Below are 14,426 nucleotides of genomic sequence, written 5' to 3'. Positions count from 1 at the left end.
TATGTGGGAGCCTTAAGCTGGAAAGGGGAGACGGCGGTGGTTCTGAGTGCGGGGTCGGGTTTCTCGTGCGAAATGGTTTTGGGAGAGACTGAGGTTCACTAACAACCCAAGTACTTCAAAAAGCATTTTATATTTTGATAGAGTAGGTCTATACTGTTCCTATCAAAATAAAAACCTAATTTTGATAGGAACAGCAATGGAGCTCATTGACTTCTCATCATACCCATTAAGCGACGTGCAGTACGGTGGCTCGGAGCGCAAGGAGGCCATTCTGGTGCCCGACGGAACGGGGAAGCCCTGTGAGTACATGCTGAAGTTCCGCAAGCGCACCCCCTTCGGCCTTCGCAACAACCATTTCTCCGAGTACCTGGGTTCGCGTATCTTCGACGCCCTGGGTTATCCAGCGCAGAAGGTGTTCCTCGGTCTGCGCCATGGCGAGGAGGTTGTCGCCTGTAAGAGCTTTGTAGCCGAAGGGGAGCAGTTCGTGCCCTTCAACGATGTGGGGGAGAGCACGCTCGATTCCGACAAGGAGTCCTACCAGTACGATTACGAGGACATCATGCGCATGCTGCGTGACAACTCGAAGCTCACCGATGTGGCCGAGACGATTTCGATGTTCTGGGAAATGTTCATCGTAGATGCTCTGCTTGGAAACTTCGACCGCCATGGAGCGAACTGGGGTTTCATCAAGTGCCAAGGGGCCTATCGGCTCGCTCCCGTGTTCGACAACGGATCCTGTCTCTTCCCCAACTTGACCGACGAGGACGAGATGGCGGCTATCGTGGCGTCACCCGAGGAGACGGCGCGGCGCGTATACACGTTCCCAACATCCCAAATCAAGCTCAACGGCAAGAAGAGCTCGTATTTCGAGGTAATCAACAGCCTTGCCTTCGACGAGTGCAATCGGGCGTTGTCGGAAGTGATGGGTCGTGTGGACATGGGATGCATCGTGACGCTGATCGACGATATTCCCCAGATCACGTCCGGACAGCGGGAGTTTTATCTCCATATGATTCGCGCTCGCTACGAGGGAATTCTCGTTGCTTCCCACGCTTCGCTGGGAAGGAGGTTCCTGTGAGGGAGAACGTGACCGAGGCTCAGCTCTGCCTCGACGGGCCTGGCGGCTTCACCTATGTCCTGGGGTTGGTGCGCTATACCCTGTGGGAAGATGAATCATTTCGCTACGAATTAGAGCCAGACTATGCGGTGATCGACTTGCTGGGGGCTGCCGATTTCCCCGGCATTCCCGGTTTCGATCTATCGGCTCGCAAGCCGCGCTATGAGCGCGCGAACCGGACGCCGACGCTGATTGCCGAGCGTGCTCCCATGGAGAACCGGGAAGACCTTTGGCAGCTCCTCGAGGGGTGCGGCATGGCCTATTGGGACCCGCTGGAATGGCTGATCCGGACGCCGACGCGCTACATAGGCGATGATCTGTACTTCCGGGCCGTGCCGCCGCTAACCGAGGCGTTAGAGGTGGAAGAGGCTATCGCGCGGGCCGCGAGCTCCCGGCAAGGCGCGGCGGCGGTGCTTCGCGCCCTCTGCGAGGGACGCGAGGTAATCGTGAGGTCGGCGCGGCTCTCCCCATCGGATCGGAAGGCGCTCTACGGCGTCCTCCTGCCTTTGCACGAGAAGATGGGTCGCGGCAAAGCGGCGGGAGAGCGGGCGCGGGCGTCTGCGCGACCCGGCCGCAAGCGCAAGTCCGTCGACGAATTGATGCTGCGCGAGGCGGTAGAGCGCTATCGCTCAAGGCGATGGACGGCGGCCGTGGCGGCCGAGAGCCTGGGGGTAAGCGTGCCCACGTTCTACCGCCGCTTGGCGGAGTGGGAGGACAGAGACGCTACCGTTCCCGCGCCAGTGTGATGAGCTCCTGCTTGGAATGAATGCCGAGCTTTTGGTAGATGTGGTTGGTGTGGCTCTTCACCGTGGCGTCCGAGATAACGAACTGTTCCATGATGAAGGTGCGGCTGCGACCCACGGCCAGAAGTGCCAGCACCTCGGCTTCGCGCGGGGAGAGGTTGCGCTCGGCGGCGATGAGGGCGCAGGCTTCGGTTAGGTCGCTCACAGACGCCGCTTCTGTCGCCTCGTGGCCTGTCTGCCAAGCCTTCCACACCACGGCCATGAGCACGGCTACGGCTCCGTACAGGGCAGCGATGACGATAAAGCGTCCGAGTCCTGAGGCAGCTTGCAGGATGAGGCTGAACAGGATGGCGGCCGAGCTCATGACGAGCTCGGCCATGGCGGTGCTGCGCAGCGGCGGCCACTCCAGGGTGCGGGCTGCCATGACGCCGGCGAGCCAGAACAGGAAATGGGACAGCAGCTCCACGGAAAGGGACAGGCTATGGATGACGGCCTCGAAGAACAGCCGCGCCTCCAGCCAGCCGTAGCATACGCCGGTGAGCAGAATGCAGGCGACGGGGAGTGTTGCGCCGGGGGCGAGGGCGGGCGAGAGCGCGTAGAGCACGGTGCCTGCGGCGGCTGCGGCGGGCACCGCGTAGTCCCAAGGGCGGCGATGATCGGTGAACCAACGTGGCGCGAGCACGATGGCGCCGCAGAAGGCGACGAGCGATGCATTCCAGGGTATTTTGCAGGCTCTCGGCGCACCAGTCGGGCACGAGAGGCGGTAGCGGGGTCGTAGTCGCTGCAGCCCTCGGCCACGGTGGCGGCCAGGCCGGCGTAGCCGGAGCCCACAACGAGCACTTCGGTCTTCTCGTCCCAGTTGACGTCGGCCGCATTTGAAGCCGCAGTGCCCGTGGCGGCCATCTCGCTCGTGGTCTTGGGCGCGCAGCCCGCAAGTCCGAAGGCAGCCAACGCCCCTGCGGCCGTGACTCCCTTCAGGAAGTTGCGGCGCGAGTATGCGGCGCCCGTCGTTGTTTTCGCTTCCCCTGCGATCTTCTCGATGGTCATGACCCTCTCCTTTTCCGTTTTCGTTGGGATCGACAACGGAGCGAATCATGCGCCTTCCATCAGGCCTTTCGCACCGCCCAGATGGGTTGAACCCCACCACCCAAAAGGGCTGATTGAGGGGAAGAGGGAGATGGATTGATTCTTGTTCCGACTACGGTGTCGTATAATGGCGCAAGTGATGATGCGGGAAAGGAGGCGTGGCGATGGTTGAGATGACGGGCGTGCCCGAAGACGGCGTATTCCGGAAAGGCGATGTGCGACTGTCCGACCGGGCGGGCAACAAGATACTGCCCATCGGCAACGACCGTTTTGCCAGCGTGGCGGAGACTTCGGTGTTCATCGACAAGACGATGCTCATCGCCGATGTGCTCGACAAAGGTCCTGCGGTTACGCTGTTCTGCCGGCCTCGCCGTTTCGGCAAGTCGCTCAATCTCTCTATGCTTCAGCGCTTCTTCGAGATTCCCGTCGGGGTTGATGCGGGAAAGAGCTACGCCGGCCTGTTCGAGGGCCTGGCCATATGGGATGCCCGCGACGAACGCTATCGGATCCATCAGGGCGCCTACCCGGTTGTAAGGTTCACGCTCAACAACTTGAAGAGCGCGAGCTATTCCGATTTCATTAGTTGGCTCTCCGATGCTGTAGCTGAGGAGTATGGCCGACACAGCTACCTTATGGAGAGCGACCGACTGAATGAGTTTGACAAGGATGCGTTCGGTCAGCTTGCCTCGGGTCGCGCGGACATAGGTCAGCTGGGTCGCTCGCTGCTGCGGTTGACGGTGCTTTTGCAGAGGCACCACGGACAGTCGGTGGTCGTGCTCATTGACGAGTATGATGCGCCGGTAATGGCGGCTCATCCGAATGGTTGCTACGATGAGGTGGTGTCGTTTCTCAAGCGCTGGCTTACGGGTGCCCTCAAGAGTAACGACGCACTGGCCTTCGCCGTGCTGACGGGTGTGCAGCGCATATCCAAGGAGTCAATTTTCTCCGACCTGAACAACTTGCAAGTCGATACGCCCCTGAACGTCGTTTCCGACGAGCGTTTCGGGTTCACGCAAGCGGAAGTGGAGGTGCTTGCCGAGTACGTGGGAAGCGCGAGCAGCGTGTCACAGGCGCGCGAGTGGTATGACGGCTATCGCTTTGGCGACGTTGACGTGTACAACCCATGGAGCGTTCTCAGCTACTTCGCTAATGGTTGCTTGCCCGATGTCTATTGGGGAAATACATCATCGAACTCGGTGCTGGGCGGCCTTGTTGCGGATGCCGACGATAAAATGCTGAAGCGCCTTTATGCGCTCGCCGAGCCCGACGGTACCGTGCGGGCGCCCCTGGATACCCGCATCGTGTTTTCCGATTTGGAGACGGCGCCACAGGCGGTGTGGTCGATGCTGTATCTTGCCGGCTATCTCACGACCGACGATACGGCGCTTCCGGGCGATGTCGATCGCCTGCGTCCCCTGCGCATACCCAATCGCGAGGTCGCCAAGCTTTACGCCTCCGAAATCACCGGTCGCTTCGCTCAGGTTGTCGGCGGCCGCGATATGCTCGACGACCTGCACAGAGCCCTCGTATCAGGTGATGCGGCTGCCTTCGCTGGGGAATTGGAAAGCGTGCTTTTGAATTGCGCGAGTTTCCATGATCTTGTTTCCGAGAGCAGCTACCACATGCTCATGATGGGCCTCCTGTTCAACGTGCCCGGCTATGGCGTTCCCATCTCGAATCGCGAGGCTGGGCGCGGCCGCTTCGATGTACAGCTGACTCCGACAGATCCTGTTCGCGATCCCCTGGTCACTCTTGAGCTGAAGCGCGCCGAGCAGGAGGCCGATTTAGAGCTGGTGGCACGCCAGGCGCTGGCGCAAATCGACGAGCGCTTCTATGACTCTTCTGCGGGGACGGCTGGCTCGATCCGTTATGGCATCGCCTTCGCCGGCAAGTCTGTGGCCGTGACTTGCGAAATCGCTTGAGAGATTCGGAAGATACTACGGCCCGTAACGATAAGCTTGCGTGCGACGGCAAGCTTGTGGGCGCCCTGTCCCGCCGCAACATCATGCGCTCCCTCGTGGAGGCCATCGACGTGCTGGAGAAGTAGGGCGCGCACGAGGCTATTCACCTCGATTAAAGTATTTGAACAGGCATTTTGAAGAGCCATCACCAACCATGGGTGATGGCTCTTTCAATGTCTCCCTCACCAATGAATTCCCGCTTTTTCATCAATAGCGGACGTTTCGGAGTTCCCTTGCTTCTCGGTAGAGTGCAGGCAACGCACGAGAGGCGAGGAGAGCCCCATGAACGAGAACACGACGATAGACGAAGCGCAGGCTCGGGCCGCCGAGGCCGTTGCCGCCGATGTGGCCCGACCGGCCGAGACTGCCGAGGGGGTTGTCCATACCTATGCCGAGGTGCGCGCGGCTGTGACGGCCAATCGCGCGAACACGCTCGCCTTGCTCGGATGCTTGCGCGAGGTGCTTGAGGCCCGTCCCTTCCGCGAGGCCGAGGCGGCTGTGGAGGGCTCGCGCGCCATGGCCCTCACCATGCAGAGCCCCCATGCGCTCTACGCCATCTTGCTGAAGTGCGGAGCTGTGGAATCCATCCCGGTGCCCGAGGACGATGCTGCGGCTGCCGAGGCGATCGTCGGGTCCGACGGTGCCGAGGCGGTCGAGGCCCATGCCGAAGCTGGCGACCTTCTCGACCAGCCCACCGACTACCTGCTGCGCACCACCGATCTGGGGCGTGCGGCCTTGGCCGAGTTTGAGCCGGCCAAGCGCTTCGAGGAGCTTCTGGCCGCAGAGCCGGAGGGCTACCGCAGCGCCTACGGCGCGGTGCTGGCCTGCTGCGAGGCGGGGGCTTCCAAGGCCGCTATCGAGGAAGCGCTGGCGGGACATCCCGCCCTCGCGTTCCCCAAGCCCATTTATCCCGGCTATTTCATCTCGAAGTTGGAGACCGTTGACGGTATCTCATGGGACGGCGTCTGGCGCACGACCGAGGCGGGCCAGCGCATGCGCGCGCTGCTGGCCTAGCCGCGCCGCCGTTTCTGGGACATAGAAAAGCACCGAGAGAGAAGACAGAAGGAGGAGGCTTATGAGCCAAGCTACGCTCACGCGCCGCGGGTTCTTGAAATCCACGGCGGCCATGGGCGCTGTCGCCGCTTTGGGAATCAGCGCGGCGGACAGCCTCACGGCGGTCGATCCGGCCCATGCCGACGAAGCATCCGATGTGAAGATCTACAAAACCTCGTGCCGCGCCTGCATCGCCAGCTGCGCTGTGCTGGCCCACGTGCGCGACGGTCGCGTGGTGAAGATCGAGGGCAATCCGGAAAGCCCCATGTCCCAAGGCGGCGTGTGCGCCAAGGGCCTGGCGGGCATTCAGGCGCTGTACCATCCCAACCGCAACAAGTACCCCATGCGCCGGGTGGGCGAGCGCGGCGGCAATCAGTGGGAGCGCATCTCCTGGGCCGACGCGCTGACCGAGGTGGCCACCAAGATCAATGAGATTTCCGACAAGTACGGCTCCGAGGCCATCTCGGTGTCCACAGGCGGTGGCGGCAATCCGCACTTCTCGAACGTGAAGCGCTTCGGCGAGGCCATCAACACCCCCAACGTATGGGAGCCCGGCTGCTCGCAGTGCTATCTGCCCCGCATGGGCGCGTCCCTTCTGGCCTATGGTGCCGGCAAGCCCAACAACCTGTCCTTCTCCGACTCCAACGGTTGGGACTACTACTACACCGACAGCCCCGTGACCTCTCTCGTGCTGTGGGGCACCGATCCCTCCAATTCCTCGGTGGCCACCGGCGGCCGCGCCCTGGCCGAGCTGCGCTGCCGCCCGCAGGGCCTGCGCACCGTGGTCATCGACCCGCGCTACACCCTGGACGCCGCCAAGGCCGAGGTGTGGCTGCCCATCCGGCCCGGCACCGATGCGGCCCTGCTGCTCACCTGGACGCGCTGGATTCTGGAGAACGAGAAGTACGACGAGGAATTCTGCCGCACTTGGACGAACATGCCCTACCTCATCAACCCCGAGACGCGTCTCACGCTGAAGGCCACCGAGGCCGGTCTTCCCGGCACCGACGAGGACTACGTCATCTGGGATCCGGCGAGCAACGCGCCGGTAGTGGTGACCTACCCGTTCAACGAGGGCGTAGCCGCGCCCCTGTTCGGCACCTACGAGGTGAACGGGATGCAGTGCCCCACGGGCGGCCAGCTCTTGAAGGAGTCCTGCGAGGAATGGACGCTGGAGAAGGGTGCCGAGATCTGCTGGCTCGATGCCGATCAGATCGAGCGGGCTCTGGAGATTTACACCGACCCCAACGGGCAGTCCGGCATCATGCAGGGCGTCTGCATCGATCAGTACGTGCAGTCCCAGCAGTGCGCCCTGGGTGCTTTGAACCTGGAGTTCCTCATGGGCAATGTGGAGAAGCCCGGCACTATGCTTCAGAAGTTCGCTCCGGCCCCCTGTAAGGACCAGCTGGGCAACACGCCGCGCCTGCTTTCCAAGGAAAAAGTGCTCAAGCGCTGCGGCACCATCGAGCACAAGGGCATCCTGTGCTGGGACATGGCCCACATCCCCTCGGTATTCAAGGCCATGAAGGACGGCGACCCCTACCAGATTCACATGTGGATCGAGCGCTCGGGCAACAAGCACGTGGTGCTCGGCAACTCCTCCTGCCTCGATGAGATCGTGCCGAAGCTGGACTACGTGGTGCAGTGCTTCATGTATCCCACGGCCTTCTCGGTGCTCTGCGCCGACCTGCTGCTGCCCACCACCGAGTGGCTGGAGACGAACCTCACCATCCCGCAGCTGAATACCATCGTCATGCGCCAGGCGGTCACCCACCTGTTCGAGACCGTGGAGGAGGGCATCATCTGGACCCAGATCGTGCAGAAGTGCGCCGAGCTCGGCAACGAGCATTGCCCCAAGGCCTTCGACGAGGCGGCCTGTATGACCACGCCGTTCTACAAGAACGAGTACGAGAAGCAGAAGCAGCACCTGAACAAGCTGGAGATGAGTTGGGACGAGGCCTGCGAGCAGGGCGTTATCCAGTGGGCCACGCCCGAGGAGTACCGCACCTACCAGACCTACCTGGCCGATGACCCGGAGAACCCCGGCAAGCCCAAGGGCTTCGGAACCCCTTCCAAGAAACTGGAAGTGTACTGCGAGTCCAACATCATCCTGGGCCGCACCGGTGCCCCCTGGTCCCAGTGCGCTGAGGAGAAGCCCCTGGTGCTACCGCCGGCGAGCGCCGACTACGAGCCTCTGTGCTACTACGTGGAGCCGGCCGAGTCGCCCCTGACCGATACCGAGTACCCCCTGGTGCTCACTGAAGGCCGCCTGCCCATGTACCACCACGGCACCCTGCGCAACATTCCCTACCTGCGCGAGATCTATCCCGTGCCCGAGATGTGGATTCATCCCGCTGACGCCGAGAAGTACGGCATCGCCGACGGCCAGTGGGTGAATATCGAGAGCCGCCGCGGCAAGACCCACGGCATGGCCCACGTGACGACGGCCATCGCCAAGGGCGTGGTGTACCAGGAGCGCTTCTGGGCTCCCGAGCTGCTGGACTCCGACGATCCGGCCCAGGCGTACAAGGTGATGAACATCAACGTGCTCACCAAGAACGACCCGCCCTACAACCCGGAGTACGGCACCTACACCCTCCGCGGCTTCCAGGTGAAGGTGAGCCCGAGCGACGATGAGATCTTGGACAGCGTGTGGGTGAGGCCCGAGCAGTTCCAGCCCTGGATGCCCGCCCCCAGCGATGCGACGGAGGATGTGTTCGACTATGGCGCGTAATTGTATTGTTGTGAACCTCGACCGCTGCACCGGGTGCTTCGGGTGCGAAGTGGCCTGCAAGATGGAAAACGGCGTGGCCCTGGGCGAGCGCTGGTCGAAGGTGCTCACCGTGGGTCCTGTGGGGGAGTATCCCGATATGACCCGCTACGCCCTGCCCACCATGTGCCAGCAGTGCGAGAACGCTCCGTGCGTGTCGGTATGCCCCACCGGTGCCAGCTATCGCGATGAGAAGACGGGCACCGTGCTGGTGGACAAGGAGAAGTGCATCGGCTGCAAGTACTGCATGATGGCCTGCCCCTACGGCGTGCGCTCGTGGAACACCGCCGAGCGCTGCGTTGAGAAGTGCACCCTGTGCGGCCATCTCACGTCCCAGGACAAGGTGCCCGCCTGCGTGAAGAGCTGCGCGGCCGGCGCCCGTTTCTACGGGGATCTGGACGATCCGAGCTCGGCTGCGGCCCAGGAGCTCGCGAAGTACGACGACGCCGACATCCACACGCTGCAGGATGCGGGCAATAATCCGGCGACCCGCTACATCATGACCTCCATGATCGGTCAGTGGCAGGAGCGCATCGAGCCCAAGGGCCATCCGCACACCGCGGCCTATCCCATGGCTGAGTAGTTAGGAGCACGCATGGAAATCCAATGGTCCCTCGTTCTGTTCACCGCCCTGTCCGGGGCGGGAGCGTGGCTCGTCGCCTGCGCCGGCATCGACGCCTTCAAAGGGCTGGCGCGAAAGACGGTGGTGCCCGCTATCGTCGTCGGCATCGCGCTCATCGTGATCGGCGGCCTCGCCTCGGCGACGCATCTGTCCCACGTCGATCGCATCATGGCCGTATTGGCCCATCCGGCCCCCGGTATCTTCCTGGAGGCGCTGCTGCTCGGCATCGATGTGGTGGTGGCCGTCGTCTTTCTGCTGCTGTACCGGCGCGGCGCCTCGGCCGGCGCCTGCAAGGCCCTCGGGGCCGTGGCTGTGGCCATGGCCGCCGTGTTCAGCTTCTCGTGTGGGTCCTCTTACATGATGGCCTCCCAGCTGTCGTGGAACACCCCGGCGCTGCCCCTTGGGTATCTGGGCGGCGCCATGGCCTCTGGTGCGGCGTGCTGGTACCTGCTGTGCGCGGTGCGCAAGGAAGACGACGTGGCCCTCATCTGGGCGGCCCGGCTGACCGTTGCCGGCGCCCTGGCAGCCGTGGTACTTCCGGCCGTGTGGGGATTCGCCTCTGGCGTCGCTGCCGGTGACGGCGCGGTGCTGTTCTGGGTAGGTGTGATGGCCTGCGGCGGCATCGCCCCCTTGGCCTGCGGCCTTGTCGGCATGAAGAAGACCGCGAGCGCCCTGCCCCTGGCCGTGGTGGCCGTCGTCGGCGCGTTCATCGGCTCGGTGGCCTACCGCGTGCTCATGTGGACGGCATCGGTGGCCCTCATGTCCCTGTTCGGTGTGGGCATCTAGCCCCGTTTGTCGCGCCGCCCGGCCCGGCCCCTCCCGGCCGGGCGGCCTGTCGGAGGAGAAGGATGATGGAACAGACCCCAAACCCGCTGTCCCTGAGCGCGGAAGAGCGCGCCGAGATGCGAGCGGCCAACGACAATCGCGCCGCCTTCTGCCGGTTTCTCGCGAGCCTGTATCTGTACGAGCTGACCGACGAGCAGATCGAGGCCTTCGCCCATCTGGGGTGCGCCGGCGACGGATCGCCGGTGGATGAGGCCCTGGCCACCATGAAGGAGTACCTGCGCCACCGCCACGGCGGCACGCGCCAGGAACTGGCCGTGGAATACGCCCGGGTGTTTCTGGGGGCCGGCAGCTACGACCGCATTCTGGCACCGCCCTACGAGTCGGTGTTCACGAGCGAGGAGCGCCTGCTCATGCAGGATGCCCGCGATGGCGCCGTGGCCTATTACCGTCGGGCCGGCCTCGACCTTCCCGCCGACAACACCACCCCCGAGGATCATCTCGGCTTCGAGCTGCAATTCGTCGCGACGCTGATCGATCGGGCCAGCGCGGCCCTTGCCGCGGGCGACGATGGGGCCCTGGCCGAGGCCGTGCAGCTGCAGCGCGGGTTTTTCGCCCAGCATCAGGAAGGGTGGCTGCCCGTGTTCTGCGATGCGGTGGAAGAGCACGCCCAGACGGCGTTCTACCAGGGGCTCGCAGCTCTGACCCGCGCCTATGTGAATGAGGAGGGCGCGTTTCTCCGTTCGGTGGCCGAGCGGCTCGGCCTGGGGGAGGCGCCCGTGCTTGAGCCCTGCTGGGCGGACGCCGAGGCGGACGAGTCGGCCTGGTCGGCCGACGCCGTCGGGGCGGCGGACGGCGGCCGGGGATCCGTGGCTGCGGGGACGCTCTGATGGGAACCATGACGCGCCGCAGCTTCGTCGGCTTGGCCGCGGCCTGTGCCGCCGGTGCGGCCATCGGCACAGCGGGCGTGGCCTTCGCCGGCGAGCGCGAGCTTCTGCGGCCGCCTGGCGGCCAGGACGAGGCGCACCTGCTGGCGGCGTGCATCAAGTGCGACCGATGCCGAAGCGCCTGTCCCACCGGGGCGGTGGCCGTGGCCTCGGTGGCCGACGGCTTCGTGCAGGCGCGCACGCCCCTGCTCGATTTCCACAAGGGGTACTGCGACTTCTGCGATGCCTGCATTGCCGTCTGCCCCACCGGCGCCCTGCGGCCCTTCGATGAGGCGACCGAGAAGCTGGGCGTGGCCGTGGTGCAGAAGGACCGCTGCCTGTCCTACGGGCAGGGATGCACCGTCTGCGAGGAGTCCTGCGCCTTCGATGCCCTGACGTTCGCCGATGGTCACCCGGTGGTGGACGGCCAGCGCTGCAACGGGTGCGGCCAGTGCGAGTTCGAGTGCACGGCGCTGGTGTACGGCACCTTCGCCGGCGGCACGCGCCGCGGCATTGTGGTGGTGCCCCCCGAGATGGCGGCTTCTCTCGGCCGCACGGTCGTGGAGGACGAGAGCGATATGGAGGTGGCCTCGTGAAGTTGTCCACAAAGCGCACCCTGGCCGCGGTCGGGGTGCTGGGGCTCGTGGGAGTGGGCCTGGCCCTGCACACGGGCACGGGAACTCCGTCCGCGTGGGGCATTGCCGACATTGCCGCTATCTGCCCGCTGGGCGCCATCGAGGCGGCCGTGGCCTCGAAGACCTTTGTGCCGCCCCTGCTCATCGGCTTTGCCATCGTTGTCGCCCTGGTGGCCCTGGTCGGCCGGGCATTTTGCGCCTGGGGCTGCCCGGTGCCGCTTGTGCGCCGGGTCTTCGGCGTGAAAGAGAAGCCGGGCGACAGGCCCCGACCGGCCGAGCGCGATGGGGCGAACGATTCCCGCACCTGGGTGCTCGGGGCCACGGTGCTCACCACGGCCGCCTTCGGGTTCCCGGTATTCTGCCTCATCTGCCCGGTGGGGCTGACCGTGGCCACCTTCATCGCCCTGTGGCGCGTGTTCCAGTTCAGCGAGGTGACGCTCTCGCTTGTGGTGTTTCCGCTCATTCTCGTTCTCGAGGTGCTGGTGCTGCGGAAATGGTGTCACCGGTTCTGCCCGCTGGGCGCGCTGCTCTCGCTGCTGTCGCGGCTGAACCGCACGTTGCGGCCCACCGTGGCAGAGGATGCGTGCTTGCAGTGCGCCGGCGGGTCGTGCTCGCGCTGCGCCCAAGTGTGCCCCGAGGGGATCGATCTGCACCATCCGGCCGAATCGGTTTCCCTGGCGGAGTGCACGAAGTGCGGCGCATGCCGGGAGGCCTGTCCGGCCAGCGCCATTCGCTTTCCCTTGCTGCCCCGCGGACGAGCGAAGACTCCAAAGCGTGTGACAACGGGAGAATGTGAGGGGGACGAGGAAGTCGCGCCCGCGGCCTAGGGCCATCGGGTGCGTCCGGTTTTCGACAGAGGGGAGCGTAGCGATGGCCGAGGGTTTACAATGGGGAGTCTGGGACGCGGGGGACTCGTCCGCCATGGGCTGCGGCTCCGGTTCGCCCCGCACGAGGACCGATCGAACGCTGAGGGAGCGGATGTTCAAGCGAAGCACCGATAACCGGGAGGCTGTGGCCACGTCCGGCGCGCTGGCGTCGACGCGGCTCGGTATGGCCATCGAAGAGCAGTGGCCCGCCTTCAAGCTCGTGGGATTCGGGTTCTACTATGCGTGGATCTGGATTTCCTACAACAGCAACGTGCTCGTCTCGCCCTCGGCGGCCTATCATCTGCCGCCCGATACCATCTCCCAGACCTATCTTGTCTCTACTTTGGCCCTGGCTCTCTTGCTGGTGCTGCTTTCCCTGGGCCGCAGCGCGACCCGGCGCCTCATGGCCCGCAACGGCCTGGTGATGCTCGTTGCCCTGGTGGCCGGCGCGGCCACGGTGGGCACCTACGTCTCGTCGGCCCTGGGCGCCGGGGGCAACGTGCTGCTCATGGTCAGCGGCGCTCTGACGGGCATGGGGACATCGGTGGTGGTGCTGCGCTTCGGCGTCATCTACTCTAAGGTGCCGGCCCGGGACGCGGTTATGTACACGGCGGCATCCTTCGTGTTCGCCTGCATGATCTACTTTGTGGCCATCGGGCTGCCCGATCCGGTGGGCATGGTGTTCACCGCGCTGCTCCCCATCGTCGCCGTGGCTTCGACCCTGACCAATGCCGAGCTCGCATTGGAAGATGCTCCGCTCAGCCCCGATGCCGAAAGGCGCCCTCCGGTAAAGGCGTTCTTCGTGCGGCTGCTCGTGGCCGTGGCGGTGTTCTCGGTGGTGGTGGGCGTTTCCCGCGGGTTCGCGGTGTCCCATTCCTCGGTGGCCGCCATGAACGAGGAAGGGGCCATAGTCGTTTTCGGCACGGGGCTCATCGCCGCGGTGCTGTTTCTGGTCGTGGGCCTGCTGGGGCGCAACTTCGATGTGAGCCGGTTGTACTATCCCATCATCATGGTTGTGGCTGCCTGCATACTCGTGACCCCGCTGGTGGGCGGTACGGGCTTCGGCAGCCAGTTCATCACTATCGGCTACAACTGCTTCGTGCTGGTCATATGGTGTCTGCTGGCCTATGTGGCCTATTCGTCGCCCCTCTCGCCCATCGTGGTGTTCGGGCTGGGGCGCGGGGCGTCTGCCCTCGGCACGACTTTGGGCTGGATGGCCGGCCTTGCGCTTGTGAGGGCCGATGGGGCGCACACGCTCTCTTTGGAAGTGGTGTCGGTGGCCATGGTGTTCGCCCTGCTGGTGGTGTCGATGCTCGTGTTGAACGATCGGCTCATCGGCGAAACGCTGCGCGTGGCCCCGGCCGAGGGGCCGGCGCTGCCTTCGACGGATGAAGGCGCGGGGACGGCCCCGTCGGGCGATGGCGGCAGCCAGGACGGCGACGACGGCGGTGTCGCTTGCGCGGAGGGCTCGCCTGCCGCTATGGCCGCAGGCGAGGCGACGGACGAGGGGAGGGGCGAGTCGGGCCGCCGCCCCGGGCGCTATCAGGTGCGCTGTCGCACCGTTGCCGAGCGTTGCGGCCTGACGGCCCGCGAGCGCGACGTCTTCGAGCTGCTCGTGCGCGGCCGTTCCATCGACTACATCGCCCAGAACCTCACTATCTCCTTCAATACGGCGAAGTCCCACATCCGCCATATCTATGTGAAGACCGACGTTCACTCCCGCCAAGAGCTCCTCGACCTCATCGACCGCGAGGGGTAGGAGGCCCAGGGCGGCTGAGGGAGCCTGCGGCGGCGAGGAGCCTCGGGGTAAGCGTGCCCACGGTCTACCGCCGTCTGGCGGAGTGGGAGAGCAAAGGCGCTGCCG

At 64.6% G+C, this 14,426-nt stretch carries 13 protein-coding genes and 1 pseudogene; 12 read left to right on the top strand and 2 right to left on the bottom strand.

Annotation, left to right across the window (positions count from 1 at the left end):
* Positions 1–196 precede the first annotated feature (196 nt).
* Together ACTOXK_RS08560 and ACTOXK_RS08555 are read left to right on the top strand one after the other, a co-directional pair.
* The gene (locus ACTOXK_RS08560; RefSeq protein WP_482278039.1) at positions 197–1,078 is read left to right on the top strand and encodes a HipA domain-containing protein; all 882 of its coding nucleotides are present in this window, start codon (positions 197–199) and stop codon (positions 1,076–1,078) included.
* The gene (locus tag ACTOXK_RS08555; protein WP_482278038.1) at positions 1,075–1,863 is read left to right on the top strand and encodes a transcriptional regulator; all 789 of its coding nucleotides are present in this window, start codon (positions 1,075–1,077) and stop codon (positions 1,861–1,863) included. The genes ACTOXK_RS08560 and ACTOXK_RS08555 overlap by 4 nt, the downstream gene beginning before the upstream one ends.
* On the opposite strand, the gene ACTOXK_RS08550 is transcribed toward ACTOXK_RS08555, so the two are convergent.
* Together ACTOXK_RS08550 and ACTOXK_RS08545 are read right to left on the bottom strand one after the other, a co-directional pair.
* Positions 1,841–2,542, bottom strand: coding sequence for a helix-turn-helix transcriptional regulator (locus ACTOXK_RS08550; protein ID WP_482278037.1), 702 nt, complete (start codon positions 2,540–2,542; stop codon positions 1,841–1,843). The genes ACTOXK_RS08555 and ACTOXK_RS08550 overlap by 23 nt on opposite strands.
* Positions 2,543–2,787: 245 nt before the next feature.
* A pseudogene (locus tag ACTOXK_RS08545) lies at positions 2,788–2,907 on the bottom strand (twin-arginine translocation signal domain-containing protein); the annotation flags it as partial.
* 203 nt (positions 2,908–3,110) lie between these two features.
* On the opposite strand from ACTOXK_RS08545, the gene ACTOXK_RS08540 reads away from it, so the two are divergent.
* The 10 genes from ACTOXK_RS08540 (at position 3,111) to ACTOXK_RS08495 (ending at position 14,321) form a co-directional block, all read left to right on the top strand.
* Entirely contained in the window at positions 3,111–4,868 is a 1,758-nt protein-coding gene (locus tag ACTOXK_RS08540) for an AAA family ATPase (protein WP_482278036.1), read from the top strand.
* Positions 4,865–4,993: a hypothetical protein gene (locus ACTOXK_RS08535; RefSeq protein WP_482278035.1), complete on the top strand. Its 129-nt coding sequence runs from the start codon at positions 4,865–4,867 to the stop codon at positions 4,991–4,993. Before ACTOXK_RS08540 ends, ACTOXK_RS08535 begins: the two co-directional genes overlap by 4 nt.
* Before the next feature lie 196 nt (positions 4,994–5,189).
* Entirely contained in the window at positions 5,190–5,921 is a 732-nt protein-coding gene (locus ACTOXK_RS08530) for a hypothetical protein (protein WP_482278034.1), read from the top strand.
* Between the two features lie 61 nt (positions 5,922–5,982).
* Positions 5,983–8,694 (top strand): molybdopterin-dependent oxidoreductase, encoded by a 2,712-nt coding sequence (locus tag ACTOXK_RS08525; protein WP_482278033.1) that lies wholly within the window; start codon positions 5,983–5,985, stop codon positions 8,692–8,694.
* The gene (locus ACTOXK_RS08520) at positions 8,684–9,313 is read left to right on the top strand and encodes a 4Fe-4S dicluster domain-containing protein (protein WP_482278032.1); all 630 of its coding nucleotides are present in this window, start codon (positions 8,684–8,686) and stop codon (positions 9,311–9,313) included. The genes ACTOXK_RS08525 and ACTOXK_RS08520 overlap by 11 nt, the downstream gene beginning before the upstream one ends.
* Before the next feature lie 12 nt (positions 9,314–9,325).
* On the top strand, positions 9,326–10,138 hold the full coding sequence (locus ACTOXK_RS08515; RefSeq protein WP_482278031.1) for a DmsC/YnfH family molybdoenzyme membrane anchor subunit: 813 nt from the start codon (positions 9,326–9,328) through the stop codon (positions 10,136–10,138).
* 65 nt (positions 10,139–10,203) lie between these two features.
* Complete coding sequence (locus ACTOXK_RS08510; protein ID WP_482278030.1) at positions 10,204–11,025, top strand: TorD/DmsD family molecular chaperone; 822 nt, start codon at positions 10,204–10,206, stop codon at positions 11,023–11,025.
* Positions 11,025–11,657 (top strand): 4Fe-4S dicluster domain-containing protein, encoded by a 633-nt coding sequence (locus tag ACTOXK_RS08505; protein ID WP_482278029.1) that lies wholly within the window; start codon positions 11,025–11,027, stop codon positions 11,655–11,657. The genes ACTOXK_RS08510 and ACTOXK_RS08505 overlap by 1 nt, the downstream gene beginning before the upstream one ends.
* Positions 11,654–12,523, top strand: a complete 870-nt coding sequence (locus tag ACTOXK_RS08500; RefSeq protein WP_482278028.1) for a 4Fe-4S binding protein — start codon at positions 11,654–11,656, stop codon at positions 12,521–12,523. Before ACTOXK_RS08505 ends, ACTOXK_RS08500 begins: the two co-directional genes overlap by 4 nt.
* Before the next feature lie 151 nt (positions 12,524–12,674).
* Positions 12,675–14,321, top strand: coding sequence for a helix-turn-helix transcriptional regulator (locus ACTOXK_RS08495; RefSeq protein ID WP_482278027.1), 1,647 nt, complete (start codon positions 12,675–12,677; stop codon positions 14,319–14,321).
* The last annotated feature ends 105 nt before the right edge of the window (positions 14,322–14,426 follow it).

This window comes from Adlercreutzia sp., from assembly GCF_056795635.1.
The sequence above is the reverse complement of the archived record's forward strand: the minus strand, read 5'-3'. Positions and strand labels throughout refer to the sequence as shown.

Excerpts from the sequence above, each read along its gene's own strand:
- ACTOXK_RS08495 (WP_482278027.1), top strand. The coding sequence starts at position 12,675 with ATGTTCAAGCGAAGCACCGATAACCGGGAGGCTGTGGCCACGTCCGGC.
- ACTOXK_RS08560 (WP_482278039.1), top strand. The coding sequence starts at position 197 with ATGGAGCTCATTGACTTCTCATCATACCCATTAAGCGACGTGCAGTAC.
- ACTOXK_RS08510 (WP_482278030.1), top strand. The coding sequence starts at position 10,204 with ATGGAACAGACCCCAAACCCGCTGTCCCTGAGCGCGGAAGAGCGCGCC.
- ACTOXK_RS08505 (WP_482278029.1), top strand. The coding sequence starts at position 11,025 with ATGGGAACCATGACGCGCCGCAGCTTCGTCGGCTTGGCCGCGGCCTGT.
- ACTOXK_RS08520 (WP_482278032.1), top strand. The coding sequence starts at position 8,684 with ATGGCGCGTAATTGTATTGTTGTGAACCTCGACCGCTGCACCGGGTGC.
- ACTOXK_RS08540 (WP_482278036.1), top strand. The coding sequence starts at position 3,111 with ATGGTTGAGATGACGGGCGTGCCCGAAGACGGCGTATTCCGGAAAGGC.
- ACTOXK_RS08515 (WP_482278031.1), top strand. The coding sequence starts at position 9,326 with ATGGAAATCCAATGGTCCCTCGTTCTGTTCACCGCCCTGTCCGGGGCG.
- ACTOXK_RS08530 (WP_482278034.1), top strand. The coding sequence starts at position 5,190 with ATGAACGAGAACACGACGATAGACGAAGCGCAGGCTCGGGCCGCCGAG.
- ACTOXK_RS08525 (WP_482278033.1), top strand. The coding sequence starts at position 5,983 with ATGAGCCAAGCTACGCTCACGCGCCGCGGGTTCTTGAAATCCACGGCG.